This window comes from Streptococcus sp. HMSC076C09, from assembly GCF_001837905.1.
GTDB classification, from domain to species: Bacteria; Bacillota; Bacilli; order Lactobacillales; family Streptococcaceae; genus Streptococcus; species Streptococcus parasanguinis_I.
The window spans coordinates 1-26,798 of sequence record NZ_KV834622.1; the positions used below are offsets into that span (position 1 = coordinate 1).

Annotated in this window: 25 protein-coding genes and 1 other RNA gene; 5 read left to right on the plus strand and 21 right to left on the minus strand. The window is 40.3% G+C overall.

Translation table 11 applies throughout. From position 1 onward, the window contains the following. Positions 1–128: 128 nt before the first annotated feature. The 3 genes from hpf to HMPREF2704_RS02135 all read right to left on the minus strand — a co-directional run bounded on the left by hpf (position 129) and on the right by HMPREF2704_RS02135 (position 2,713). Positions 129–671 (minus strand): ribosome hibernation-promoting factor, HPF/YfiA family, encoded by a 543-nt coding sequence (gene hpf / locus HMPREF2704_RS02125; RefSeq protein WP_003010301.1) that lies wholly within the window; start codon positions 669–671, stop codon positions 129–131. Positions 672–752: 81 nt separating this feature from the next. Continuing rightward, the gene (locus HMPREF2704_RS02130; protein WP_024054565.1) at positions 753–1,418 is read right to left on the minus strand and encodes a ComF family protein; all 666 of its coding nucleotides are present in this window, start codon (positions 1,416–1,418) and stop codon (positions 753–755) included. Then, a complete protein-coding gene (locus HMPREF2704_RS02135; protein WP_024054566.1) occupies positions 1,415–2,713 on the minus strand; it encodes an ATP-dependent helicase ComFA in 1,299 nt (432 codons plus the stop codon). Before HMPREF2704_RS02135 ends, HMPREF2704_RS02130 begins: the two co-directional genes overlap by 4 nt. Positions 2,714–2,768: 55 nt before the next feature. Between HMPREF2704_RS02135 and HMPREF2704_RS02140 the strand changes: the two genes are divergently transcribed. Next, positions 2,769–3,410 carry a YigZ family protein gene (locus HMPREF2704_RS02140; protein WP_070845528.1) on the plus strand — a complete coding sequence of 214 codons (642 nt, stop codon included), beginning with the start codon at positions 2,769–2,771 and terminating at the stop codon, positions 3,408–3,410. Between the two features lie 122 nt (positions 3,411–3,532). Beyond that, positions 3,533–4,456, plus strand: coding sequence for a cysteine synthase A (gene cysK, locus HMPREF2704_RS02145; RefSeq protein ID WP_003004014.1), 924 nt, complete (start codon positions 3,533–3,535; stop codon positions 4,454–4,456). 50 nt (positions 4,457–4,506) lie between these two features. Here cysK and HMPREF2704_RS02150 read toward each other — a convergent pair whose 3' ends face one another. From HMPREF2704_RS02150 to HMPREF2704_RS02210, 13 genes are all read right to left on the minus strand, one after another. Further along, positions 4,507–4,872 carry a S1 RNA-binding domain-containing protein gene (locus tag HMPREF2704_RS02150; RefSeq protein ID WP_023920312.1) on the minus strand — a complete coding sequence of 122 codons (366 nt, stop codon included), beginning with the start codon at positions 4,870–4,872 and terminating at the stop codon, positions 4,507–4,509. A 1-nt stretch (position 4,873) separates the two neighbouring features. After that, positions 4,874–6,274, minus strand: a complete 1,401-nt coding sequence (locus HMPREF2704_RS02155) for a bifunctional Cof-type HAD-IIB family hydrolase/peptidylprolyl isomerase (protein WP_070664864.1) — start codon at positions 6,272–6,274, stop codon at positions 4,874–4,876. 44 nt (positions 6,275–6,318) lie between these two features. Next, positions 6,319–6,951, minus strand: a complete 633-nt coding sequence (locus tag HMPREF2704_RS02160) for a response regulator transcription factor (protein ID WP_049507122.1) — start codon at positions 6,949–6,951, stop codon at positions 6,319–6,321. Beyond that, positions 6,948–7,964: an envelope stress sensor histidine kinase LiaS gene (locus tag HMPREF2704_RS02165; RefSeq protein WP_024054571.1), complete on the minus strand. Its 1,017-nt coding sequence runs from the start codon at positions 7,962–7,964 to the stop codon at positions 6,948–6,950. Before HMPREF2704_RS02165 ends, HMPREF2704_RS02160 begins: the two co-directional genes overlap by 4 nt. Continuing rightward, positions 7,961–8,656, minus strand: coding sequence for a cell wall-active antibiotics response protein LiaF (gene liaF / locus HMPREF2704_RS02170; RefSeq protein WP_003003865.1), 696 nt, complete (start codon positions 8,654–8,656; stop codon positions 7,961–7,963). The genes HMPREF2704_RS02165 and liaF overlap by 4 nt, the downstream gene beginning before the upstream one ends. A gap of 119 nt (positions 8,657–8,775) precedes the next feature. Then, the gene (gene pknB / locus HMPREF2704_RS02175) at positions 8,776–10,644 is read right to left on the minus strand and encodes a Stk1 family PASTA domain-containing Ser/Thr kinase (protein ID WP_045760274.1); all 1,869 of its coding nucleotides are present in this window, start codon (positions 10,642–10,644) and stop codon (positions 8,776–8,778) included. Continuing rightward, the gene (locus HMPREF2704_RS02180) at positions 10,641–11,381 is read right to left on the minus strand and encodes a Stp1/IreP family PP2C-type Ser/Thr phosphatase (RefSeq protein ID WP_049474471.1); all 741 of its coding nucleotides are present in this window, start codon (positions 11,379–11,381) and stop codon (positions 10,641–10,643) included. The genes pknB and HMPREF2704_RS02180 overlap by 4 nt, the downstream gene beginning before the upstream one ends. A 21-nt stretch (positions 11,382–11,402) precedes the next feature. Next, positions 11,403–12,716 (minus strand): 16S rRNA (cytosine(967)-C(5))-methyltransferase RsmB, encoded by a 1,314-nt coding sequence (rsmB, locus tag HMPREF2704_RS02185; RefSeq protein ID WP_070845530.1) that lies wholly within the window; start codon positions 12,714–12,716, stop codon positions 11,403–11,405. After that, complete coding sequence (fmt, locus tag HMPREF2704_RS02190) at positions 12,706–13,641, minus strand: methionyl-tRNA formyltransferase (protein WP_070845532.1); 936 nt, start codon at positions 13,639–13,641, stop codon at positions 12,706–12,708. The genes rsmB and fmt overlap by 11 nt, the downstream gene beginning before the upstream one ends. A gap of 11 nt (positions 13,642–13,652) precedes the next feature. Beyond that, positions 13,653–16,061 carry a primosomal protein N' gene (locus HMPREF2704_RS02195; RefSeq protein ID WP_070845534.1) on the minus strand — a complete coding sequence of 803 codons (2,409 nt, stop codon included), beginning with the start codon at positions 16,059–16,061 and terminating at the stop codon, positions 13,653–13,655. Between the two features lie 63 nt (positions 16,062–16,124). Continuing rightward, positions 16,125–16,439 (minus strand): DNA-directed RNA polymerase subunit omega, encoded by a 315-nt coding sequence (gene rpoZ, locus HMPREF2704_RS02200; RefSeq protein WP_003010339.1) that lies wholly within the window; start codon positions 16,437–16,439, stop codon positions 16,125–16,127. Between the two features lie 25 nt (positions 16,440–16,464). Next, positions 16,465–17,097 carry a guanylate kinase gene (gmk, locus tag HMPREF2704_RS02205; protein ID WP_061591373.1) on the minus strand — a complete coding sequence of 211 codons (633 nt, stop codon included), beginning with the start codon at positions 17,095–17,097 and terminating at the stop codon, positions 16,465–16,467. Positions 17,098–17,203: 106 nt separating this feature from the next. Further along, positions 17,204–18,811 (minus strand): ribonuclease Y, encoded by a 1,608-nt coding sequence (locus tag HMPREF2704_RS02210; protein ID WP_049492366.1) that lies wholly within the window; start codon positions 18,809–18,811, stop codon positions 17,204–17,206. A 234-nt stretch (positions 18,812–19,045) separates the two neighbouring features. Here HMPREF2704_RS02210 and HMPREF2704_RS02215 point away from each other — a divergent pair, with 234 nt between their 5' ends. Then, positions 19,046–19,528: an S-ribosylhomocysteine lyase gene (locus HMPREF2704_RS02215; RefSeq protein WP_024054576.1), complete on the plus strand. Its 483-nt coding sequence runs from the start codon at positions 19,046–19,048 to the stop codon at positions 19,526–19,528. Between the two features lie 228 nt (positions 19,529–19,756). Here HMPREF2704_RS02215 and HMPREF2704_RS02220 read toward each other — a convergent pair whose 3' ends face one another. The 5 genes from HMPREF2704_RS02220 to HMPREF2704_RS02240 all read right to left on the minus strand — a co-directional run bounded on the left by HMPREF2704_RS02220 (position 19,757) and on the right by HMPREF2704_RS02240 (position 23,737). Beyond that, the gene (locus tag HMPREF2704_RS02220) at positions 19,757–21,181 is read right to left on the minus strand and encodes a cell division site-positioning protein MapZ family protein (RefSeq protein ID WP_024055087.1); all 1,425 of its coding nucleotides are present in this window, start codon (positions 21,179–21,181) and stop codon (positions 19,757–19,759) included. An 11-nt stretch (positions 21,182–21,192) separates the two neighbouring features. Further along, positions 21,193–22,350: a THUMP domain-containing class I SAM-dependent RNA methyltransferase gene (locus tag HMPREF2704_RS02225; protein ID WP_070674515.1), complete on the minus strand. Its 1,158-nt coding sequence runs from the start codon at positions 22,348–22,350 to the stop codon at positions 21,193–21,195. A 66-nt stretch (positions 22,351–22,416) separates the two neighbouring features. After that, an RNA gene (gene rnpB, locus HMPREF2704_RS02230) (RNase P RNA component class B) lies at positions 22,417–22,782 on the minus strand. 16 nt (positions 22,783–22,798) lie between these two features. Further along, positions 22,799–23,140, minus strand: a complete 342-nt coding sequence (gene gpsB / locus HMPREF2704_RS02235; protein ID WP_003010351.1) for a cell division regulator GpsB — start codon at positions 23,138–23,140, stop codon at positions 22,799–22,801. A 69-nt stretch (positions 23,141–23,209) separates the two neighbouring features. Then, positions 23,210–23,737 carry an SLOG family protein gene (locus HMPREF2704_RS02240; RefSeq protein WP_023920293.1) on the minus strand — a complete coding sequence of 176 codons (528 nt, stop codon included), beginning with the start codon at positions 23,735–23,737 and terminating at the stop codon, positions 23,210–23,212. Positions 23,738–23,801: 64 nt separating this feature from the next. Here HMPREF2704_RS02240 and recU point away from each other — a divergent pair, with 64 nt between their 5' ends. Next, on the plus strand, positions 23,802–24,395 hold the full coding sequence (recU, locus tag HMPREF2704_RS02245; protein WP_070674519.1) for a Holliday junction resolvase RecU: 594 nt from the start codon (positions 23,802–23,804) through the stop codon (positions 24,393–24,395). Next, positions 24,396–26,513, plus strand: coding sequence for a penicillin-binding protein PBP1A (gene pbp1a, locus HMPREF2704_RS02250; RefSeq protein WP_070674522.1), 2,118 nt, complete (start codon positions 24,396–24,398; stop codon positions 26,511–26,513). Positions 26,514–26,798: the final 285 nt, after the last annotated feature.

Here is a 26,798-nt window from a genome sequence, read left to right on the forward strand (position 1 = left end):
CTTTTTTCCAAAAAATTTTATTTTTTTGAAAGTTTTTTTACTTTTTTGGTTTATATAAAAAAATCAGGAGCATAGATGCTCCTGATTCCTCTATAATTTAATTGATGTTTTCAATCTCTTTTTGATCTTTATTCTTTTACTTCCAATAGACCGATGTCTCCATCTTCTCTACGGTAGATCACATTTGTTGTGTTATCCTCTGCATCACGATAAATGAAGAAATCGTGTGCTAATAGATCCATTTGAAGGATCGCTTCATCTAAATCCATTGGTTCTAGATCAATTGTTTTTGAGCGAACAACTTTTTCTGTGGTTGCTGCTTCTTCTACAACTGCATCGGTAAACAATTTACCTGCACCAGATTTAATACGATTTTTCTTTTCGATTTTTGTTTTATTCTTACGAATTTGACGTTCAATTTTATCCACAACCAGATCAATTGAACCGTACATATCTTGAGAGACATCTTCTGCACGAAGTGTGATAGATCCAAGCGGAATGGTCACTTCTACTTTTGCGGTCTTTTCACGGTAAACTTTTAAGTTTACTCGAGCGTCTAGCTCTTGATCTGCCTGAAAATATTTTTCAATCTTTTCGAGTTTAGAAACGACATAGTCGCGAATGGCTTCTGTTACTTCTAGGTTTTCACCACGGATACTATATTTAATCATATTAGTACCTACTTTCTAAACATTATGTTTTTATTTATATGTATATTATAACGCTTTCATAAAGTTTTTGCAAATCTTTTTTTACCTTGCGATTGAAAATGTCTTTATTTCTTTCACACCTTTTTCAATTAGTAGGCGCTTCATTAATTCGATTGTTTTGCCCGTTGTGTAGATATCATCGAAGATTAGATATTTCTGCTTTCCTGAAATTTCTCCTTTTAATTGAAAGTGCTGAGAGGTTTTTAATCTTTCTTCTCTTGTTTTTTTTGATTGGGCTAAAGTGTCTTCTTTTTGGAAGACACTGCTGTACTTTATCTCTGCAAAATCTAGTATAGTCGATACTTGATTGAATCCTCTTTCCTGCCTTTTTTCATGGCTGATTGGAGTCGGTATTATCGTATAGCTTTTATACTTTTTCAAGGCTTTTTTGATGTCACATGCAAATACCATTCCTAATAAACGATCGCCTTCAAATTTATATCGCTTGAAATAGTCCTTCATTGCTGTATTATATCTATATAATGCTTCATGTTCGACCATATTCCCCTTTTGTATCCAGTATTCGCAATCTTTACATACTTTCTCCTCCTTATCTTTATAACATCTAGGACAATGGATTTCGCCAATTTGTTCGAAGTCTTCTTTGCATTCTTTACAAATCCATTCTTCTTGTTGATTCATAAAAATAAGGTCTGTGAAATGTTCACCAGTTTTTAACTCTTTAGTACAAAGCAAGCATTCTTTCAAAATCCAGCCTCCTGATTCATTTCCTTTATTTCTTTGATCGCTTTCTTCATTTCTCTTGTTATGCCATCTGATAGAAAAAGTAGTTTACCTGTTGGTCTTTCTTTACTTCGACCGACCCTTCCTGAAATTTGTACGAGAGCACTTTTAGTAAATAATTTGTGATTACTTTCTAAAACAAAGACATCTACAAACGGAAAAGTCACTCCTCTTTCTAAAATTGTTGTAGAGACTAGCATGGTTATGGCTCTGTTTCTAAACTCTTCTACCATTCGTAGACGGTCTGTTGTCTGTGAGGATACAAAACCTACTGTTTCTTTGGGAAAGTATTTTTTTAAGTTCTCGGTAAATTGTTGTCCTAATTCTATTTCAGATACAAAGATTAACAATGGGTAGTGAGTTTGTATTTGTTTCTTGATCAGTTGCAATAGTTGGTAAGGGATTCTTCCTTTTTCTATTTTTTCTCTCATTTTCGGCACCCATTTTATTTCAGGGACCACTAGTGGGTTCCCATGAAATCTTCTTGGAAGACTATAACGAATGATTTCTTTTTTCTTGACCTTTTTATCTAACTCATCTGTAGAGGTTGCTGTTAAATATAGGGTATTCCCCTCTTTTTTTATTGCATTCTGAGCTGCTTTATATAAGATTGGATTGTCTACATAGGGAAAAGCATCTACTTCATCTATAATAAGGAGATCAAAGGCCTGATAGAACTTTAGCAATTGGTGGGTTGTAGCGATCACTAAAGGCGTTCTAAAATAGGGCTCCGATTCTCCATGAAGCAAAGAGATGGGGCAGGAAAAATCTTCCTTCATCCTTCCGTACAATTCTATACAGACATCGATTCTTGGGGTAGCAATACAGACTGCTTTTCCTGCCTTGATCGCTGTTGCTACAACCTGATACATCATTTCCGTTTTTCCTGCTCCTGTCACAGCATGTACCAAGGCATGTTTTCCTGCTTTAACTGCTTGGATAAGTCCTTCAGATACCTCTTGTTGATAGGAAGTCAAGGTTCCCTTCCAGTTTAACACCTCCTGTCCTTCAAAGTCTTTCTGTGCAATAGCATAAAGTTTTTGATCACTCCGGATCCTCCCCAATTGGATACAGGCTCTACAATACAGTACCTCTTCACTCAACTTCCACAGTTTTTGATCAATCAAACTGCCACATCGAAAGCATTGGTACCTTCCATTCTCTTTTTCTATAGCTGGAAGTTCTTGGGCAATTTCTTTTAGATCATTTGTCATTTGACTCTTCGTTAAGAGTCTTCCATAAGAATCTTCTATCTTCATACTTATTAATTCGCAAAAGTTGGAGAAAATCATTCTTTTTTTGTAAAATAAGAATATGGAATATGTTACATTTAAAGAGAACGGCACTGTTCAAGAAGAAATCAAAAAATCAAAATTCATTTGTCATGTCAAGCGAGTCTCCTCTGAAGAGGAAGCTAGAGATTTTATCAATGCCATCAAAAAGGAACACTATAAGGCTACACATAACTGCTCTGCTTTCATCATTGGGGAACAAAGTGACATCAAACGGACCAGTGACGATGGAGAGCCTAGTGGAACCGCTGGGGTACCGATGTTAGGAGTTTTGGAGAATCATCGCATCACTAATAGTTGTGTCGTGGTTACCCGCTATTTTGGAGGTATTAAATTAGGTGCTGGCGGTCTGATTCGTGCTTATGCTGGAAGTGTTGCACAAGCAGTTCGAGAGATTGGACTGGTAGAAATCAAAGAGCAAGTGGTACTTGGGATCACACTTTCTTATTCCCAATACCAAGAATTTGCTAATTTCTTAAAAGACCATCAATTGGCGGAACAAGATCCGATGTTCACAGATCAGGTGATGACAACTATTTTTGTGGATAAAGGAAACACAAGTTCTATCACAGCAGCTTTAGTCGAATTTTATAATGGTAAAGTCATTATTGAGGACCAAGGAATTCGTGAGGTTGAAGTACCCCTATTTTCTGTAGAAAAATAATTAAAATACTATCGGCAACGATAGTTTTTTTTTATCACACCCATAAAATTTCTATATTTTACATTCTTCTCGCAAGAGACTATACTTGTTAGTATCAAGAAAACCTAGAACTGAGGTATATTATGGCTATTTATGAAAATATTACAGAACTGATTGGGAACACTCCGATTGTCAAATTGAACCGTCTTGTTCCTGAAGGAGCTGCAGATGTCTATGTCAAACTCGAAGCCTTCAATCCTGGATCATCTGTCAAAGACCGGATTGCTTTGAGCATGATTGAAAAAGCTGAAGCGGATGGCTTGATCAAACCAGGTGATACCATTGTCGAAGCAACTAGTGGGAACACAGGGATTGGTTTGTCATGGGTTGGCGCAGCTAAAGGCTACAAAGTTGTGATTGTCATGCCTGAAACCATGAGTGTGGAACGTCGTAAAATCATCCAAGCCTATGGAGCTGAACTCGTTTTGACTCCTGGAAGTGAAGGAATGAAAGGCGCTATCGCTAAAGCTGAAGCAATCGCTGCAGAAAGAAATGGCTTCCTTCCTCTTCAATTTGAAAACCCTGCTAACCCAGAGGTACATGAAAGAACAACAGGACAAGAAATCGTTGATGCCTTTGGAAAAGATGGTTTAGATGCTTTTGTCGCAGGTGTTGGTACTGGTGGTACTGTTTCTGGTATTTCTCATACTTTGAAAAAGAATAATCCTGCTGTCAAAGTCTATGCCGTTGAGGCCAATGAATCTGCAGTCCTTTCTGGTGAAAAACCTGGACCACATAAAATCCAAGGGATTTCAGCAGGCTTTATCCCAAATACTTTAGACACTAATGCATATGATGGTGTTCGTCGCGTATCTTCAGAAGAAGCTTTCGAACTTGCACGCGCTATCGGTGGAGCTGAAGGATTCTTAGTCGGAATCTCAAGCGCAGCTGCTATCTATGCTGCTATTGAAGTCGCAAAAGAATTGGGTAGCGGTAAAAAAGTTCTTGCTCTTGCACCAGATAATGGAGAACGTTACCTTTCTACTACCCTTTACGAATTTGAATAATTCTCTATATTAAAAAAACTTCGGTAGGTTTCATCAACCTATCGAAGTTTTTATTTTTTTTCTTGTTTGCTAAAGAATACCTTTCCTTCTTTGACCCAGGTCGGCATCTGTTGAGCTAAGGGTGCAAAACCACTCTTGTGGCGGTCATTTGAAAAACGATGGTGTCGAATACTTCGTTGTGGTGTTTCTTCTAGTGTTCTCAGAGAGAGGCTAGCTTTCTTAGAATATTCATCAACATCGATGACTTGGACAAAGACTTTTTCTCCAATTGAAAGAATATCATGAATATTACTTACATAACCACTTCTAATCTCTGAGATATGAATCAAGCCTGTGACACCCGACTCTAGTTCGACAAAGGCACCATAAGGTTGAATGCCTGTAATGGTCCCTTCTAACTTATCTCCAATTTTCATATTAGTCCTCAATCTCGATGGTTTCAATCACGACATCTTCTACTGGCTTATCCATCATCCCGGTCTCAACAGCCGCGATCTCATCCAACACAGCAAAAGAAGCTTCATCCATCAATTGTCCAAATACGGTATGGCGTTGATCTAGGTGAGGAGTTCCCCCTTCTGTCGTATAGATTTCAGCAATTTTTTCAGGCCAGCCACCGCGGACCAATTCCTTTTTCGAATATGGAAGATGTTGATTTTGTACAATAAAGAATTGGCTGCCATTTGTGTTTGGTCCAGCATTTGCCATTGAAAGGGCTCCGCGAATATTGTACAATTCTTTTGAAAATTCGTCTTCGAAGCTCTCCCCATAGATGGATTCGCCACCCATACCTGTACCTGTTGGATCTCCCCCTTGGATCATAAAATCTTTAATAATCCGATGGAAAATGACACCATCATAATAGCCGGACTTAGCAAGAGCTACAAAGTTTGCAACTGTTTTTGGTGCTTGATCCGGGAACAATTGAATGTTCATCTCACCGTGATTGGTTTTGATCACAGCGACAGGACCGTCAACCGTAGCAAGTTCTAACTGTGGTAATATCAATTCTTTTTCAACCATATTTAACTCCTCTAAGGCATAGAATATGCCATCTTCTTCTAAATTCTTAGTGATATAATCAGCTTTTTCTTGTAACTCTGGAGCAGATTTTCCCATTGCGATACTAATTCCAGCATAATCAAACAGTTCTAGATCATTTAATCCATCCCCAAATACTAAAACATTCTCTGGCTTCAAGCCCAAATGATTTACAAGATGAGAAACTCCTGAAGCTTTTGAAGCTTCAAAGCGAACAACATCTGACGAATGGGGATGCCACGAAACTAGGCGCAAATCCTCTTGCAAAGAAGGGGGCAACTCTAGCTCACTATCCTGTTCATCAAAGGTCCACATTTGGAAAATAGGTTCTTTCAGATGCAGATCTGGATCTACAGGTAAGTTGGGATAAATGATGTCAATAGCATCACTGATCAAGGGTGTCCGATTAGACAGGGCAGCTTGATGACTAGCCACTAACCCATAATCAATCTCGGATTTTTTGGCCCAATCTACAAAAGAAGAAACGATTGCTTCATTGATTGGTGATTGGTAGATCACAGTTCCTTTTGTATCTTCTATATAGGCACCGTTTAAGGTTACCAGAAAATCCGGCTTTAAGTCCATGATTTCAGGAACAACCCCAAAAATCCCTCTGCCGGTTGCAATCCCTGTTCGGATTCCTTTTTCTTTCAACTGATGAAAGACTTCTTTGACAGATTCTGGGATCAATCCAGTTTCTTTTGCACGTAATGTATCATCAATATCAAAAAAGACGATTTTAACTTTTTTGGCTTTATAACGTAATTTTGCGTCCACTTGTCTCCCCCTTATGATCATGCTCTATTATAGCATGTTTCCCTTTAAAAATCTTCTTGATTCACCAGATGGTGTCGGAAGGCATAGACGACTGCTTGCGTCCGATCACTGACTTCTAATTTGGATAAGATGTTGGAGACATGGGTCTTCACTGTTTTTAAAGAAATGAAGAGTTCATCTGCTATTCGTTGATTTTCATATCCTTTCGTCAATAAAGCCAGAATATCTCGTTCTCTAGCTGTCAAATCATCATGCAATTCAGCATGGTTCTTTCGTGACTCAACTTTTTGACTAACTTCTGTCTCAATTGCAAATTCTCCCTTTGCAACCTTTCTGACAGCCTGTAAGATCTCAGTTGCTGACGAGGTCTTTAAAATATATCCTTTTGCACCGGCATCTAAGACAGGGTAAATCTTTTCGTTATCTAAATAAGACGTCAAAATGACAATTTTAGCTTCCGGCCACTCTTTTAGGATGGCTAGAGTCGCATCGATTCCATTTAGCTCTGGCATCACAATATCCATGATGATGACGTCTGGTCTTTCTTTCAGCGCCAAGTCCACCCCTTCATGCCCATTTTTCGCCTCTAAGACTTGCTCAATATCGGTTTGCATGGACAAAAAGCTTTTCAATCCCAATCGAACCATTTCATGGTCGTCTACTAATAATACTTTCATACAGTTTCCTTTTCATTTTTCTCTTTTACAAGGAGGGGAACGCGAATATCCACAGCCACTCCCTTTTGAGGACTCGTTCTTATTTTAATGGTTCCCGCCATGTCCTCTACACGTTCTTGAATATTTTTCAACCCATAACTCAATCGTTCCAATTTTTCCTGCTCAAAGCCGATTCCATCATCTACCATCCGTAAATGAAGTTGTTTTCCTTCCTGATGCAAAAAGACATCCATTTGTTGAGCTCTAGCGTGTTTCAAGGTATTGCTGACAATTTCTTGGACGATCCGAAATAGATGTTCTTCCATTTCTTTTGGAATGCTCACGTCATTATGATGGAAGACAACTGTTAGGTTACTCTTTTCCTTCAATTCTCTAAAAATCATCTCCATACCTTCTACCAAACTTTTTCCTTCCAATTCTGTAGGACGAAGATGTAGGAGCAAGACGCGTAAATCATTTTGGGCTGTACCTAGAATATCTGACACACCATTTAGTTGCTGCTGGATCTGACTTTTCTCTAACTCAAGGGCCTGTGCTGCCACTCCAGATAAAATCATATTGGCTGCAAACAATTCTTGACTAACCGTATCATGTAGATCACGCGCAATTCTCTTACGCTCGATTTCCACAATTTCTTCTTCATTTCGCATCACACGATTTTCACTCTTTTGTAAATTTTCTTCTAGTCGAAGCAATTTGCTGTCCAATAAATCTAACTGTTGATTCAATTCTTTGGGGGCAATTTCTTTTCGCTGTGAAGCAGTCAGGATAGATTCTACCTTTTGTTGTACTGCATGAACTGTTACAAATTGCGTGATCTTAATAATTAAGACAACCAAAGCCGTCAATGCAAGCGTCAGACTAAAAACCAAAAATAGGAATGACTGAAGCAAGGAAAGATCTGAGAGAAGTTTGCCCCACTGAAAACCAACAAAATGGAAAATGGTATGACAAATGACCGCAACCACCATTAGGGAATAGAAATACAATAGGAGATAGTCTAATTTCTTCATGCGCGAATCACCTCAACATCCCCAACAATACCAACTAACACAATTTTTATAGAACGGTGCGATCTCCGATAGTGTGCCGTTTCAATGTCTATGGTTTCATTCCTCATTTTACGGACAGGAAGATCCAAAAACTTCAGATCTCCATACAGGGTGTTAATTTGTAAATGCAATTCCAAATCAATCGGTAAGATAATTTTTGTATTTCCAAACCCTTTCCGAATGATCACTACATTGTCCCAATTGCAAATGGCTACCTCCTCTAAATGGAGGGTGTCATTCCCAAAAACTCGGATCACATTCAGATCTCGATACCCTCGACTTTGCTTTGAAAAATGTTGTAAATCACCAATCCATCGAGTTTTTTCCTGACGAATTTTCGTATCCTCTTCAACATCAAACACAACGGCTTCATTTTCCTTATACATATAAGGGTAGGCAATCAATAAACCATAAACCACCGCAAATAAAATGGCTGCAATCACAAAAGGATTCAGCATCACGATAAAAAACAATAGCACACTCAGCGCGATTAATAGAAAATTCGCTTTTTGTTTGCCAAAATAGTAATACAAAAGGAGCAAAAAGAGAACCATCAAGACAACAAATCTGGAAAAATCGATTGATAAAATGGTGATCGCTGCTAATGTTAACAAAACGGCTTCAACGAAAATAAAAATTTGTATTTTCCACATAGTCTACCTCATCTTTTCCTATTTTATCAAATTTTTCCTCATTTGACTTCCGTCTGTGGTTGGATAATAGCAGACAATCAAAAAGACCCAGAAATCCATCTGAGTCTTAGACTGATTTATTAATCTCCACTAGTTGCACTACTGCTTGAACTTTCTGTATCTGATCGTTCACCAGAGGATGAACTAGATGTATCAGAACTTGATGAGGCTTTCGTACTTGAAGAAGCTGTCACTTTAGGCTCATATACAGTCAAAACAATTCGTGTTCGGTTAATATCCACCGTACTCGAAACTTCTGGAGTTTGACTGACAATTTGACCTGCAGAAACAGATACCCCATCAGGGAGATGTTCTGTTTTTCTTAATTCGATATTGGCTTCTTTAATACCATAGATCTCAATCAAATTACTTCTAGCAAAATCATAAGTTGATCCAACATAGTTTGGCATTTCAATTGAAGTCGTTTCTTTCGCTACTTTCAAAACAATCTTAGTTTTTGAATTCAGAGAATATTGCTCTCCTGGAGCTGGAGTTTGTTCAAGAACTGTCCCTGCAGCATAATCGAAGGTCTCAACTTCTTCAATCGTGATCATTTTGCTTGATACTTTATAAGTATTTTTCAAATCTTCTTCTGCTTTTGCCCGTGTTTCACCCACGTAATTTGGCATTTCAAAGCTGTTTGGTCCTTTTGAAACAATCAAATCAATTCGACTTTGTTCTTTCTTTTGGGCCCCTGCATTTGGATTGGTTCGAATGACATAGCCTTCTGCAACCGAATCACTGTACTCTTCTTTCTCTTCACCGACTTGAAGGTCTTGTCCCTCAATAACCGCTCTAGCTTCGGCAATGGTTTTGCCGGAAACATCTGGAACGGTTTTATTGGCTGGGCTCATATACAACAAGAAAGTAAAGGCAGCAAGAACTAGGGCAATAGCAACAAACAAGACCTTGTAGCGCGCCCGCAAGCGTCTTCTTGGCTTTTTACTTGGTGCCATGGTCTGCTGGTCAGATAATGGTCGATTAGGATCTACCGAACTGATTTCACTGCGTACCTCAGAGATTGGAACAGGAGCCGTCTTTGGAGTTGGACTCACTTTTGGAAGAGTCTTTGTATCAGCTTTCGCTTGGTCTTCAAAAATCAGTTTTTTCTCATTTCTTCTCTCGTAGGACAAGCAACTTGAAAGGTCCACATACATCTCTGCCACTGATTTATAGCGATCCGTCAGTTTTTTAGCTGTCGCTTTGATCACCACATTTTCTAAAGCTTGTGGAACATTCTTATTTTCTTCACGAATAGATGGGAGTGGCTTTTGAAAATGCTGCAAAGCAATTGTGACTGCACTATCTCCATCATAAGGAATGTGTCCTGTCAACATCTCATAGAAAATGATCCCCATAGCGTAGATGTCACTTTGCACTGTAGCTTTTGAACCACGCGCCTGCTCAGGGGACAAATAATGAACCGACCCCAACATCGAGTTGGTCTGGGTCAAGCTAGTCTCTGCAAAGGCCACTGCAATCCCAAAGTCTGAAACTTTTGCTGTTCCATCTGGTGTCAAGAGGACATTCTGTGGTTTTAAATCTCTATGGATAATGCCACGCGTATGGGCAAGACGCATAGCTAGAAGGATCTGCCCCATCAAACGAACAGCTTCTTCATTTGATAAAGGAGCATTTTCTTTGATATAGCGTTTCAAGTCTAAACCTGCAACATATTCCATTGCAAGGTATTGTTGTCCTTCTTCTTCGCCAATATCTGTAATCCGAACGATATTTGGATGGTCCAGCTCTGCCATCGCCTTTGCTTCACGCTGAAAACGCGCAACTGCAATGGGATCCGTCTGGTAATTCGTACGCAGTACCTTGACTGCAACTTCTTCCCCATCTAAAATCAAATCACGCGCAAGATAAACATCTGCCATCCCGCCGCGTCCAATTTGTTGGATGATTTTATATCGCCCGGCAAAAATTTTGCCGATTTGAATCATGCTGCGTCCTCCTCAGTAAAGTGGAGCAGTACAACAGTGATATTATCCAAGCCTCCAGCATTATTGGCAAAACGAATCAAGGTTTGAGCTTTTTCTTCCAGTGAAACATCACTCAAGACAATATCTCTGATTTCATCCGGACCAATCATATTAGTTAAACCGTCACTATTGATCAAAATATAATCATCTGCTTCAACCGTCACCAAACCATAATCCGGCTCCAACTCATCTTTTTGGCCAATGGACTGAGTGATGATGTTACGTTGAGGATGATGGGCTGCTTCTTCCTCTGTGATTTGACCTGCTCGCAAAAGAGCATTTACAAGAGAATGATCACTGGTCAACTGCTGATATTCGCCCTGACGAATGAGGCCAATCCGCGAATCTCCAACATGGGCATAAATCACTTGCCCTTCTACAAAAGCCAAGGCTTCCAATGTCGTTCCCATTCCTTTGTGCTCATCATCTTGCCCAGCTAAATGGATCCGACGGTTCACAGCTTCTAAATGTTCTGCAAACCATTCCCGTACTTGATTAACCGTCTCGATCTCAGAAGAAACCCAAGCCGCACCTAAGTCTGTGACTGCCATTTCACTAGCAATATTTCCGGCACGGTGTCCTCCCATACCATCAGCAAGTAAAACCATAGATTTTCCTGCCTTGTTTTTATATTGATTTGCATAGTCTTGGTTATTTGTCCGTCTTTGACCTACATCGGTTAAGATCGTCATATCCATACTGTCAGTTTCCTCCTGATATTATGAGATTCTCTTAAAACGACTGATAAAGAAGCCGTCACTTCCATATAATTCGGGTGTAATAAGGATACAATCATTTTTAAGAATATCTTTTCTTTCGTGATCCAATGGGACTTGTTCGAAATTTGGATGGTTTTTCAAAAATTGGTCCACCACTTCAAAATTCTCTTTGCCCATAATTGTACACGTACTGTACACTATTATACCACCTTTACGCACACTTTGACAAACACTATCCAGAATGGCCAATTGAATAGCTTGTAAAGATACAAAATCTGCACTCTCTTTATTGTACTTGATATCAGGCTTTCTCCGTATCAAACCAATCCCTGAACAAGGCGCATCCACCAAAATTTTATCGAAAGCATCAGGTCCAAATGTTTCAAAGACTTTTGTCGCATCTAACTTCTTTGTCAAAATTTTGTCCGCAACATGGAGCCGATTAGCATTTTCTTGAATCAATTTGAGCTTATGGTCATAGAGATCCAAGGCTGTGACTTTTCCAGTTGTAAGATAAGAAGCCAGGTGAGTCGTCTTTCCACCTGGCGCCGCACAGGCATCTAAAACCCACTCATCTCCTTGCAAATCCAAAGCTGGTGCCACCAACTGACTGGACTCATCTTGAATAGTAATGCGCCCTTCTTTAAACAAGGAGTGTCCTGCAAAATGTCCCTGCTCTTTCACGAGAGCGGACGAAGCAAGTAGAGAGGAGGTTGCTTCGAGCAGCTGAGCCAACTCTTCTTTTTCGTCCAGATCAATCACACGAATACTGGATTTATTACGCTGATAGAGACTCTTAAAAATAGCGCAAGCGCGTTCTTCACCGTATTCTTCGATCAATGCTTTGACCAACCATACAGGTAGGGAATACTCTACCGAATAACGTTTGTTCTTTCGCTTGATCGTATCAACAGCTGGTAGCCCCTCGCGGAGGAGCTTTCTAAGAATAGCATTGACAAACTTCTCACTGCCTTCTTTACGACGTTTTGCTATCTGGACAGCTTCATTGACGATGGCATGATCGGGAATTCGGTCTAAATAGACAAGTTGATACAAACTCATCATCAAAAGATAATAGAGCCAAGGATCTAATTTCGTCCGGTCTTCAATTACGTGGGCGAGATACCACTCGAGTGTTATCTTTCGTGCTACAGTACCGTATACAACTTCCGTAACAAAGCTTCTATCTTTATCTGAAAGTTGAGAGTGTTCTAGCGCTTGATTTAGTGCAATATTAGAATAAGCTCCCTGTTCAAAAACCTCTTCTAACACTCGAACGATCTGTTCACGCGCATTCATTTGTTTAACTTCCAAAGTGATCTCCTACTTTCAATTGACGGCCAGCGCCATTCAAAAAGTCTGTGATGGACATTTTTGGTTTTCCTGCCGGCTGCACAACTTTGAGGGACAATGCGCCTTCTCCTGCAGCGACCACCAACTCTTTTTTGGTCAAAGCAATCATTTCTCCTGGATTTCCATTTCCTTCGCATAGCTCTGCTTCATAAACTTTAAAGCGTTGCCCATTTAATAACGTATGAGCGACCGGCCAAGGATTCATCCCTCGGATCTGATTAAAGACTTGGCGATTGGTTTTGGTCCAGTTCAAAACCTCTTCTTCCGGTAAAATATTCGGTGAAAATGTGACCAAACTTGGATCTTGTGGACTTGGCTTGATCTCCCCTGCCAGGTAAGCTGGCAAAGTATCTAGGAGTAAGTCACGTCCAAGGACAGCCAATTTTTCAAACAAAGTTCCCACATTGTCCTCATCTAAAATTGGGAGAGAACGAGCTGCAATCATGTCTCCGGCATCCATTTCCTTGACCATTTCCATAATTGTAACTCCAGCTTCTTCATCACCATTGATCAGGGCATAGTGAATGGGAGCTCCACCTCTATATTTAGGCAATAAAGACGCGTGGACATTCACCGCAAATTGGAAGTTCTCCAACAATTTTGTCGGTAAAAATTGTCCAAAAGCAGCGGTCACAATTCCATCTGCATCTAGGGATAAGAGAGTTTCCATTTCCGGACTACCCGATAATTTCTCCGGCTGAAAAACCGGTAGTTGATGTTCCAAAGCTACCTGCTTCACTGGGGTCATTCGAATCTCTTTTTTGCGACCTACTTTGCGGTCTGGTTGCGTCACAACTGCCAAAATTTCATAGCGCGAATCTGCTAACAATCCCTTTAAAACCGTCGCTGAAAAATCAGGCGTTCCCATAAAAATTAATTTTGTCATTTCTTTCTTCCTTACATAAAACTTTGAGGTTCATTATCAATACTGACACGGAGATCTTGGTTGCCTCTTTCTTGAGTAAATTCTAAGATTTGATTCAAGACCTGTGTCATCCCTTCTTCAAAACGATATTTCACAATGATTTGATAATGATACAAATTATGTGTGCGTGCAATTGGTTTAGGTGTTGGTCCTAAGATTTGGACCTGATCAGATAAGCCAGATCGGAGAATTTCCATGACCTGATGTGACTTCTCCATCACCATTTCCTCACTCTTATGAGATAGGGTTAGTCCAACTGTGAAGTAATAAGGCGTATAGCCTAACTGCCGGCGAATCTGCATTTCATAGGCAAAAAAACCTTCATAATCTTGGTCTTTGGCAAATCGAATCGCATAATGATTGGGGTTGTAGCTTTGAATGATAACCTCTCCTTCTTTCTCTGCTCGTCCGGCCCTTCCTGCCACCTGAGTCAAGAGTTGAAAGGTTCTCTCAGAGGATCGATAATCCGGTAAATTTAAAGAAGTATCCGCATTCAAGACACCCACTAACGTCACATTTGGAAAATCCAAGCCCTTCGCAATCATTTGCGTCCCTAACAAAATATCCGCTTCTCCATTCCCGAAAGCATCTAATATCGCTGCGTGGCTCCCTTTTTTTCGAGTGGTATCCACATCCATGCGCAGAATTTTAGCTTCAGGAAAGATCTCTTGTAATTCATCATAGGCTTTTTGCGTTCCTGTCCCGTAATAACGAATAGAAGGACTTTGGCAATTTGGACAGTGTCGAGGAATCGCTTTACTATAGCCACAATAATGACAGTTCATGGTTTTAGTATCCATATGGAGGGTCAGTGAGATGTCACAATTGGGACAAGTATCTACAGTTCCACACTCGCGACACATGACAAAACTGGAATAACCACGGCGGTTCAACATCAAGACAACCTGCTCTTTTTTCTGCAAGCGATCAGCAATAGCTTCCACTAGAACCGGAGTGAAGTTACCAGCTTCATTTTGGCCAATATAATCACGAAAATCAACGACTTTAACTTCTGGAATTTTGGCTGCCGGATTGGCCCGCTGGGTTAGACGAATTAATTCATAAACCCCTTTTGTTGCACGAGCCCGTGATTCTAAACTTGGTGTAGCAGATCCAAGAAGCAAGACTGCTTGATTGTACTGAGCCCTTAGGACTGCGACATCCCTTGCGTGGTAGCGTGGATTACTATCTTGTTTGTAGGAAGCCTCGTGCTCCTCATCAATAATGATCGCTCCGATGTTTTTTAAAGGAGCAAAGATGGCTGAGCGTGCTCCAACGACTACCTTGGCCTCCCCACGTTCAACTTTTCGCCATTGATCATACTTCTCACCATTTGATAAGCCCGAGTGTAGAATGGCTACTTCCTGACCAAAACGGGAAATAAAACGATCCGTCATCTGTGGCGTCAGGGAAATCTCAGGAACCAACATAATAGCCGTTTTCCCCTTATTTAGAACTTCCTGAATAATCTGCAGATAAACTTCTGTTTTCCCACTTCCAGTCACACCTTCTAATAAGAAGGGCTTTGATTCTTTCCCAAGTTTAGAAACAACTGTTTTTACAGCCTTTGATTGTTCTGGATTTAAGACTAAAGCTCGGGTTTGTTTTTTTCCTTCATAGTAAGATGCTGCCCGATTCACTTCTCGTTCGGTAATTTCTAATATATCCTGATCAATAAAATAGGCCACTACTTCTCGTGAAAAATCCTGATACAATCCTGCTAAAGGTTGCTCCTCTTGCTCTAGCAACAGGCGTTCTTTCAATACTAGTCTTTTTTTAGCTCTCGCAGTCGGTTGCAGTTCTTTTAATCGTTCCTGGTTAACGCGATACCATTTTTCTGTTTTAATTTGTTTCTTATCCTTGGCCTTGTATTCAAGTACCAAATCACCTTTTCTGACCAACCGCATCACTTGGGCTTGATCGGCCACATCTAGAGAAGAAAAAGAAACTTCATTTTTTTCACAAAAAAGTTTCTCTTTGAGAGTTGGATCCAAAGATGGTTGAGGATACAAAATCTTGTCATAACTGGAATTAAGAAGTGAGGGAAGCATGGCTTTTAAAATTGTTATTTTGTAGGAAAAGACACTTTTTCGCAATTGATCTGCCAACCAGAACTGCTCTTGATTTAAGACTGGAGTGTAGTCTAATACCTCTCCAATCGCCTTCAATTCCTCGCTTGTATCTGCCTCTTCTACAACGTCTACCACAATCCCTTGAATGAGGCGATTCCCTTTACCAAAGGGAACATGAACTCGCATTCCCGCCTCAACCATATCTTCAAATTCTGATGGAATCTGATACGAATAGGGTTTATCTGTCTGCATCAATGGGACGTCTACGATGACTTTTGCTATCACTTTTTCACCTCCAGCCTCTATCATATGAGCTTTACTTTATCACGGAACCCTTTAAATAGCAAAAAATAAGATTGAGAAGCCCCAACCTTAAATTTTTTCACCATCTTCTTTTTCTTTGGCAATTTGTTCCTTAATTTTGCGCTCTTCTTCTTCTTTGCGAATCCGCTCTGCTTCAATCCGACGACGAAGCGCTTCACGTTTTGCTTCTGGATCCGGGTGAACAACTACGTTTCCGGACTCAATTTCTTCAAGCGCTTGTAATGTTGATTTAACTGATTGGAATTCTTGAGTGGGTACTGCACCACTTTCCAATTCGTGGGCCCGTTTTGCCTCAAGAATGACCAATGAATATTTTGATGGTACTTTGTCAAGCAATGTATCAATAGAAGGTTTTAACATCATATTCCTATACCTAATTTCTAATTATTTATCTCTTCACAATAGTTTGTGTTTTTGGTAACATATCCAGATAATGGCCAATGACACGGTCTACACGGAAATGCTCTGCTTCGATCACACGTTTGACACGCTCAGCAGCAAGAGGAACCTCGTCGTTCACAATGGCGTAGTCATATTCACGCATCATGGCGATTTCTTCTTTTGCTTTTTCAATCCGTTGCGCAATGACTTCTGCACTATCTGTCCCGCGACCAACTAATCGATCTTGCAATTCATCCAAATCAGGCGGAGTTAAGAAAATAAAAACTGCATCTGGAACTTTCTTCTTTACTTGAAGTGCACCCTGAACTTCAATTTCAAGGAATACATCGATTCCCTCGTCCAAGGTTTCATTCACATAGGTTAAAGGAGTCCCATAGTAATTTCCAACGTACTCAGCATACTCCAACATTTGCCCTTGACGGATCAAATCTTCAAATTCTTCACGTGTACGGAAAAAATAGTCGACACCATCCACTTCACCTGGACGTTGTGCACGCGTCGTCATCGATACAGAATACTGAAACTGATTGTCCGAGTTTTCAAAAATTTCTCGTCTGACCGTTCCTTTTCCAACCCCCGAAGGGCCAGAAAATACGATTAATAAGCCACGATCCGCCATGATTTCTCCTTCAATGTCTTTCTAACTAGTGTAACAAAAAACGGCCTAATTTTCAACTGATTTTTTCATTCAAAAAGCTTGAGATGCTAGATCTCAAGCTTTTTGTTTATTTTGCGTAATCGACTGCACGCAATTCTCGAATAACGGTAACCTTAATGTTTCCAGGATATTCAAGATTAGATTCGATCTTCTCACGAATATCATGAGCTAAGATCGTCACTTTATCATCCTTGATTGCCTCAGGGCTAACCATAATACGGATTTCACGACCTGCTTGAAGGGCGAAACTTGTCTTAACTCCTTCAAAACTATTTGCAATTTCTTCAAGATCTTGCAAGCGTTTGATGTAGCTTTCAAGTGACTCACTTCGTGCTCCAGGTCGAGCTGCACTCAAGGCATCCGCTGCAGCGACAATGACTGCGATGACACTTTCGGGTTCCACGTCACCATGGTGACTGGCAATGGTATTGACCACCACTGGGTGTTCCTTGTACTTCCGTGCCAATTCTGTCCCAATTTCAACGTGACTTCCTTCCACTTCACGGTCAATCGCTTTTCCGATATCATGTAAGAATCCTGCACGTCGTGCCAAGGTAGCATTTTCACCCAACTCGCTAGCAATAATACCAGAAAGTTTGGCAACTTCAATGGAGTGACGCAAAACATTTTGACCATAAGAAGTACGGAATTGCAACCGTCCCATGATTTTCATCAAATCTGGATGGAGGTTTGGCGCACCGATTTCATAGGCAGCGGCCTCACCGTATTCACGAATACGATTGTCAATTTCCTGACGGTTCTTCTCAACCAGCTCTTCGATGCGGGCTGGATGGATCCGACCATCTTTGAGAAGGCTCTCCATTGTCATACGGGCAATTTCACGACGAATCGGATCAAATCCTGACAAGGTCACCACCTCAGGCGTATCATCGATAATCACATCGACACCTGTCAAGCTCTCAAAGGTACGAATATTGCGTCCTTCACGACCGATAATACGGCCCTTCATGCTATCATCTGGCAAATGAACCGTTGAGTTTGTTTGCTCAGCAACAAAATCACCTGCCATTCGCTGCATAGCTTGCACGAGAATGTCTTTTGCGATTTTATCAGAACGTTCTTTCACTTCCAATTCAGCATCACGAATCCGTGAGGCAATTTCTTTTGAAAGTTGCTCTTCCGTCTGACTCAAAATAATGTCACGCGCTTCTCCTTGACTTAGAGCAGCGACACGTTCCAGTTCTTCTACTTTCTTGTGTTCAAGCTCTTCCAGCTGTTGTTCACGCGCATCAATGTGTTTAGTTCTATCTGTAAGACTTTGCTCTTTGTGTTCAAGAGACTGTTCTTTGCTTGTTAAAATGTCGTCTTTGCGATCAAGATTGCTAGCACGTTCTGCCAAACGGCTTTCTAATTGCTTCAATTCTTGTCGTTCTGACTTAAACTCAGCATCGACCTCTTCACGATATTTTCTGGCTTCTTCCTTTGCCTCCAAAAGTGCTTCTTTTTTAAGTGAACTTGACTCATGCTTCGCCTCTTTTAAAATCAAATCGGCTTCACGTTCAGCCTGTCCACGTAAATTCGTTGCTTCTTGTTCAGCATTCAAAAGGGTGAGTTCCGCAGCTTCTTTTGAAGCTTTCATTTTAAGAGCAGTTCCCACATATCCAATGACTAAACCAATGACCGCGGCAAAAACACCTGTAATAACAAAATTCATGCTTTTACCCCAAATCTATTTAATTAGTTGAATTAAAAATTCTTTTTCATTTTACCATAAATTACTAAAATTAACAATCTAAAAAAACAGGAAAAACCTTTTATATTTTTGTTTAACGCTTGTTCTTTTATCCACGTTTCTTTCATGGAACATCTGTTAGGAATTCATTTATTTCCACTTTGTTGAATCTGCTTTTTTATGCTATAATCAAGAAAAACAAAGAAGGATTTGAGTATGACAAAAGAAGTAATTGTTGAAAGTTTTGAATTGGACCACACGGCTGTGAAGGCTCCCTATGTACGCTTGATTGGGGAAGAAACTGGACCCAAAGGAGACATCATCTCCAACTTTGATATTCGTTTAGTGCAACCCAATGAAAATGCGATTCCAACGGCAGGGCTCCACACGATCGAGCACCTTCTTGCAATGCTTATTCGCAAACGCATCGATGGTATGATTGATTGTTCCCCATTTGGATGTCGCACCGGTTTTCATATGATCATGTGGGGACAGCATTCGAGTACGGAAATTGCTAAAGTAATCAAAGAATCTTTAGAAGAAATTGCATCTGTCAGCACTTGGGAGGATGTGCCAGGCACAACCATTGAGTCTTGTGGAAATTACAAGGACCACAGCCTCTTCTCAGCCAAAGAATGGTGTCGCCTGATTCTAGATCAAGGAATCTCAGATGATCCATTTGAACGTCATCTTGTTTAATACGAAAAAGAGGCTGGGACAAAAGTCCTAGCCTCTCAATTATTTTTGGATTGTCGAGCAAGACGCAGTGGTTGAGTGGACTCTACTACGCTGATTTCATCAGTTTTTACAGCCCTACTCAACTGTGCGGAGGTGGGACGACGAAATCGAATTCTAACGAATTACCGATTTCTGTCCCACTCTCTTTTTTTTGTCATTTTTCCCAAAAAGGGGATGTCTGATCAAGCATTAATAATCCAGAGCATCTGAATGACCTTTTCCGTTTCCTACGAAATAACCAGTTTTGGCATTGATACTAAAGAGATAGGTTCCATCTGGTTTGAAGAGGTTGTAATAGCCATTACCGTTAATGATATTGACACGCTCTAAAATGTATTGATTGCCAGTGATATGTCCACGTTTACGAGCAATGTTCAATACTTTTTCAAGGATCCCATCACCAAATATCCAAGCTGGGTTATTCACATCATTGATAGCCGCTTGATTATACGGCACACGGCTCAAGTTCCGCTGAAGTGGGACACCATCGCTTGGAAGACCGTACCCTGAATAGCCTGGGTTTGCCGTTCCTGCACTACCTGTAGCAGCATTGACAGCTGGGGCCGTAGGCGTTGCTGCTTGAGCTGGGACTGGAGTTGCATTAGAAGTATCTGTACCTCCTGTTCCAGTCACTGGTGCCGGTGTCGCAACTTGTTGTGAACGTCCTTGCGCAACTGCTTCATTCAATAAGCTATCTAATTTTTCATTGCCTGTCTTTGTTTCTGCAAAGGTCGCATCACTTTTCGCTTTGGCAGTTGCATCAAGAACTCCATCTTTGATGACTGGAGAACTGAATTGAGAATTCACTTTTTGAATAGCAGAAACTTTCTTCACAAGGTCTTCATATTTTGTTTTAGCCGCATTATAATCACTGCTTCCTTCTAATTTGTCCAGCAGTTTTTTAAGATTTTCCAAGTCTCCAAATTTATCATTTTTAAGAGAACTTTTTGATTCATCTACAAAAAAGGCATCGTAGGCTTTGGTAAACTCTTCCAATTTTTGAGCTTGTGTTTCACTGCTACTTGATTTAGAAGTAGAAGATGACTTGCTAGATGAAGACGATACAACAGTTGTACCACCAGATTTCCCACGACTGTGCATCCAGTTATAGGTCACAAAAATGGCTGACCCGACAATCGCTAGACCTAATGCAGAGTATAGAACTGCTTTGATTCGTTTACCCGCATTGCTTGGTGTTTCCTCAGGAAGCTCCTCTGCTTCTACAATTGGTTCAGTTGGTGTGGGTCCAAATTTAATCTTAGCAGGTAATTCTGTTGAGATAGCATCCATTTCAGGCCTTTGTTCCAAGACCGTTTCCGTCACTTCCGGTGCCGCCACTGCTTCAGCTACTTCTGCAACTGTTTCTGTAGCTGCCAACTCTTCAGCTTTAGCCAATTCTTCTTTGGCCAAAATTTTTGTATCGTATTTTTCAGCTTCAATTTCTGCTCGGTGTTGTTTGATGTATTTGTCTAAGACATTATCACCTTCAGTGACACCTGCTTCGATTTCTTCTGCCTTTCGATTGGCCTGCCCAATCGTCATCTCTTTAGCATCTTCAAACTCTAAAATTGATTCTGTTTCTTGCTCTAATGGCTTTTTATCCTTCTCTGTCATAAAAATCCTTTCTATGCCTTAATCTGCCGTTTTACTCGTTCCCCAAAATATTGGTAGAGATCAACTTTTAGGGTTCCGTTATAAAGTTTTCGTTTTTTATCTGCTTTACTACCGAATTTAGATTCAAAACCTTCATCACTGGTTAAGATAAATTTACTCCAGGTTTTGAGAGGTGCAAATACGTGCCCCATTTCAGTATACAATTTCGTCACACCCTCATCATCGGATAAGCGTTCTCCATATGGAGGATTGGAGATAATCACCCCGTTGATCTTATCTGAGTGAAGATCTTGGACTCGCATTTGTTTGAAAGTAATATCACTGCTAACGCTCGCTTTCTGGGCATTTTCTTTGGCAATCTCAACCATCCGTGCATCGATATCGGTTCCCATAATATCCAATTCGATCTCGCGATTGATTTTTCTGCTTGCTTCTTGACGGACTTCATGAATCAAGCGATCATCCATCCAGTTCCATTCTTCAAAAGAAAAGGTCCGACGTAAACCAGGTGCCATATTTCTCGCAATCATTGCCGCCTCAATACAAAACGTTCCAGAACCACATGTCGGGTCAATCAAGGGTTTATCTGGATACCAGTTTGACAACAGAAGAATTGCTGCTGCCATATTTTCCTTAATAGGGGCTCCCCCTTTTTCAGTCCGATAACCACGTTTGAAGAGGCTACTACCAGTGGTATCAATCAAGACAGTGGCTTGATCTTTAAGGATCGATACTTCGATCTTGAACTCTGCCCCATTTTCCATGAGAGGAACACCTTCTGGTCGGGCATAGTGTTTTTGTAACTTTTTAACCACTGCTTTTTTCGAAATGGCCTGAACGCTAGGTTCATTATGCAGCTTTGATTTGACACATTTAGCCTTAGAAATAGGAAAACGTGCTCCTAAAGGCAAATAATTTTCCCAATCCAAAGCAAAAACACCTTGAAAGAGTTCTTCGAAGGTTTTGGCTGGAAAAGTCCCAACCACAATTTTCACTCGATCAGCCGCGCGCAACCAGAGGTTGGTTTCTATGATTGCTCGACGGTCTCCTTGAAATCGAACCCGTCCATTTTCAACCTGGCAATCGTAACCGAGATCGCGTAGTTCTCGACCAACAACAGCCTCTAAGCCAGCAGCGACCGTTGCAATCAATTCAAATTGTTTTTTCATCTTATTCCTATCACTTTAAAAAAGGAGGTTGAGATCTCTCTCCACCTCATCAACCTATATGCAATTTTCTATAAGCCATGTTTTGTTCCAGAAATGACTAGGTACCATTTCCTTCGATAATCATCTGTCTACTGTTTCCAGTCAGAATGCTATGTTCGTTTCCACGCATTCCATGCCCCGACCAAAGTTTGGGTTGCTAGCTTGAGGGGTTTACCTCGTTCCACTTTTTAGGTTTCCCTAAAAACTACGTCACTGTGGCACTTTCAGAGTTACTAGAGCTTATCCTTAGACTTAGCTCCTTCACTCGCCGTAACTTGAATACCAAGTCCCTAGGCTTATGGATTCACCTAGCACAAACACTACAGGCATCACAGCCTGTGCTAGCATGGACTTTCCTCATGAGAGGATTCTCTCACGCGATTATCCAAAAATTGCACAATCTATGGGATTAATAATCGCGATCTACGATCTGTTTCCCAAAAACTTCTTTTTCCAAACGATTGAGACGTTTGAGAATATCAAAGTTCGTCGCTGTTGTCACTTGCGGGAATTCTTGCGTAGCAGTGCTAGCAATCGGAGATGTTTGTGGTGTTTCCTGTGCTTTTTGGGCAAGTTCTTCACGAAGGCGGGCGTTTTCTTCACGCAATTCTTTCACCAAAGCAGCATAGGTTTCATAGTCTTTTATGACATCATCCAAAAATTCATTTACTTCATCTTTATTATAACCACGAACTTCTCGTTTGAAATCTTGATCAAAAATATCTTTCGCAGTAAAAATAATACTCGCCATTACTCTCTCCAATCTAGTTCATCATCTCAATTATATAAAAAAATGGTAAGAAAAATCAAGGTATAACACTTAGTTTTCGTAAAAATTTTCAGCAAGTTCATTTAAGTCATCAAAACTTAATTGTTTGACATAAAATGGTTCTTTTTCTACCATCATTTTGTAAAGATATTTTAAATTGGTTTCATTTTCTGGATCATAAAAAACATAAGCTCCATCCGCGTTATCTATCAAAAACTGATTGTATTCTTTTAGTTGACCCGGATTGCTATAGTGGGGATAGGCATATTTCACAAAATCCACCTGTTTGAAGCGTGCTAATAATTCCTGATTGCTTTCATTCCAATTTTCGCCAACATTCTCAAATAGGAAGATCGTCGCCATTTGAAAATCGTAATCTTTTTTTAATGCAAAGGCGACCTCTAGTACCCAAGCCTCAAATCCCAAATTACCAGAAAAGACCAGCCATTTCACTCCTTCTTCAAATAAACGACGAAGATCTCTTTCAATGGCTTTTTTGATAATGGTCAGTCGAGGGTCTTTATTGGAAAAGACGCCCACATCAAAACTCTTATAACCTGCAACAAGTATGGTATTCATTTTTTCCTCATTATTCTAATTTATGATATAATAGAGTGATGTAATTGTACCAATAAGGAGAACTATGGTCAACTATCCACATAAAGTAGCCAAAAAAACCTTGGTCTCTACACAAAAGAAACATCCGATCGACTTTGCGAATCGTGGGATGACATTTGAAAAAATGATCAATGAAAGTAATCAATACTATCTTTCTCGAGGTCTAGCTGTCATCCATAAAAAACCAACACCGATTCAAATCGTGAAAGTGGATTATCCACGTCGCAGTCGGGCAAAAATTGTTGAAGCCTATTTCAGGCAAGCCTCAACGACGGACTATTCTGGAGTATACAAGGGACACTATATCGATTTTGAAGCTAAGGAAACACAGCAAAAGCAATCCATGCCGATGAAAAATTTTCATCAACATCAGATCGATCATATGGAGGCGGTTGTCCAGCAAGGCGGTATCTGTTTCGTTCTCTTGCATTTTGCAAAGTTGAGTGAAACCTACTTACTTCCTGCTCCTGCATTAATTCACTATTACAACATCGATCATGGTAGTAAATCCATGCCCCTCTCCTATATTCAGGAGCACGGCTTTCTAGTAGATAAGAATCGTCTTCCAAGCGTTCCTTATCTTGATATTATCGAACAGAAACTTCTAGGTGGTATTTAAATGAATAAACAAACAGTCATTCAATGGTTGAAATATGTTGCCATCGCAGCCATTTCATTTTTCTTACTTTTATTTGTCCTCGGTGGACTGATATTTGGTTACTATGCTATGAAAGCACCAACCTTGTCTGAAAAAGATTTGGTTGCAACAACATCTAGTAAGATCTATGACAACCAAAATAACTTGATCGCAGATTTGGGGGCTGAGAAACGAATCAATGTCACAGCCAATGAAATCCCTACTGATTTGGTCAATGCTATCGTAGCGATTGAAGACCACCGTTTCTTCAATCACCGTGGGGTCGATATTATTCGGATCGGCGGTTCCTTCCTTCACAACTTGCGAGGAGGAAGTCAAGGTGGGTCAACCTTGACGCAACAATTGATCAAGTTAACCTATTTCTCCACTTCAGCCTCTGACCGTACCCTCTCTCGTAAGATCCAAGAAGCTTGGTTAGCAACTCAGTTGGAAAAGAAAGCAACCAAACAAGAAATCTTGACCTATTACGTTAATAAAGTATTTATGGCGAATGGGAACTATGGAATGCAGACAGCTGCAAAAAGCTATTATGGAAAAGACCTAAAAGATCTATCGCTCCCTCAAGTAGCGCTTCTAGCAGGGATGCCTCAAGCGCCGAACCAATACGATCCTTATTCTCATCCCGAAGCGGCACTTCAACGCCGAAACTTAGTTTTAAAAGAAATGCTCGATATGAAGTCCATTTCCAATAAACAATACGAAGCGGCAGTGAATACACCTGTTACAGATGGTCTTCAAAGTCTTAGCTCTTCAAGCAGTTATCCAGCTTATATGGATAATTACCTAAAAGAAGTGATCGAGCAAGTCGAAGAAGAAACGGGCTACAATTTGTTGACAACCGGAATGGATGTCTATACAAACGTGGATACAGAAGCTCAAAAGAAACTATGGGATATCTACAATACAGATGAATATGTCAACTATCCAGATGATGAATTGCAAGTAGCTTCAACAGTTATCGATGTTAATACTGGTAAAGTCATTGCACAACTTGGCTCTCGTCACCAATCTAGCAACGTTTCCTTCGGTACCAACCAAGCGGTTGAAACGAACCGTGACTGGGGTTCATCAATGAAACCAATCACAGATTACGCACCAGCTCTTGAACATGAGGAATATACCTCTACAGCAGCTACTACAACAGATGCGCCATACAACTTCCCTCATTCATCAACGCCTGTCTACAACTGGGACCGTTCATACTATGGTAGCATGTCCATTACCTACGCAATTCAACAATCTCGTAACGTGCCTGCGGTGAAGGCCCTGGAAAAAGTTGGTCTTAAACAAGCTAAGAAATTCCTCAATGGATTAGGGATCGATTACCCAGAAATGGTTTACGCCAACGCTATCTCGAGTAACACTAGCGATTCTAGCAACAAATACGGAGCCAGCAGTGAGAAAATGGCAGCTGCCTATGCTGCTTTTGCCAATGGCGGTACCTATTACAAACCATCCTATGTTAGTCGGGTTGTCTTTAGTGATGGCACAACCAAGGAATTTGAGTCCGAAGGAACTCGTGCAATGAAAGCAACAACTGCCTACATGATGACAGATATGATGAAGACAGTTCTCTTGTCTGGTACCGGTACAAATGCTGCCATTTCGGGAATCTACCAAGCTGGTAAGACTGGTACATCAAACTATGATGATAACGAGGTCAATAAGTTAACAAAAAATACAGGTTATTCAAGTATTGTGACACCAGATGAATTATTCGTAGGATACACACCTGAATATGCTATGGCCGTCTGGACGGGTTATTCCAATCGCTTTACACCAGTATTGGATAATGGAATACAGGTCGCAACGGATGTCTACCGTCAAATGATGCTCTATCTTGCTAATAATAATAACTCTGGTCATACGGATTGGACGCAACCAAGTGGACTGTATCGAAGTGGTTCTTATCTCTACTTAAACAATGGTAAGAACAACTACAATAACTACTACTATGAGCCAAGTTATTCCACTGATCAGTATTCGTATGAAGAACCATCGTCTAGCTCTTCGAACGAAGAAAATCAATCTAAACCATCTGAGCCTTCTTCACAAGAATCTAACAATCATAACGAATAATATAACAGAGAAGTCGGGCTTTTGCCCGGCTTTTTTTAAAACAATGGTTAAAAAACCAGAACGAATAAAATCTGATTTATTTAGTTAGACTTCCCAGCTTTTTTATTTTTGAGTATATAAAAAAAAGAGCCTTTCGGCTCTTATTAGAATGTAGACAAACTATTTTAAAGCAAAATAAGTTAAGTGATTCTGCAAAAAACAAAATTGAGTTCCAATATTTAAATCGATTTAAGAAAATACTGAAACTTTCCGCTGTGAGAAAAGTGCTTGAAACGTTATTATTTC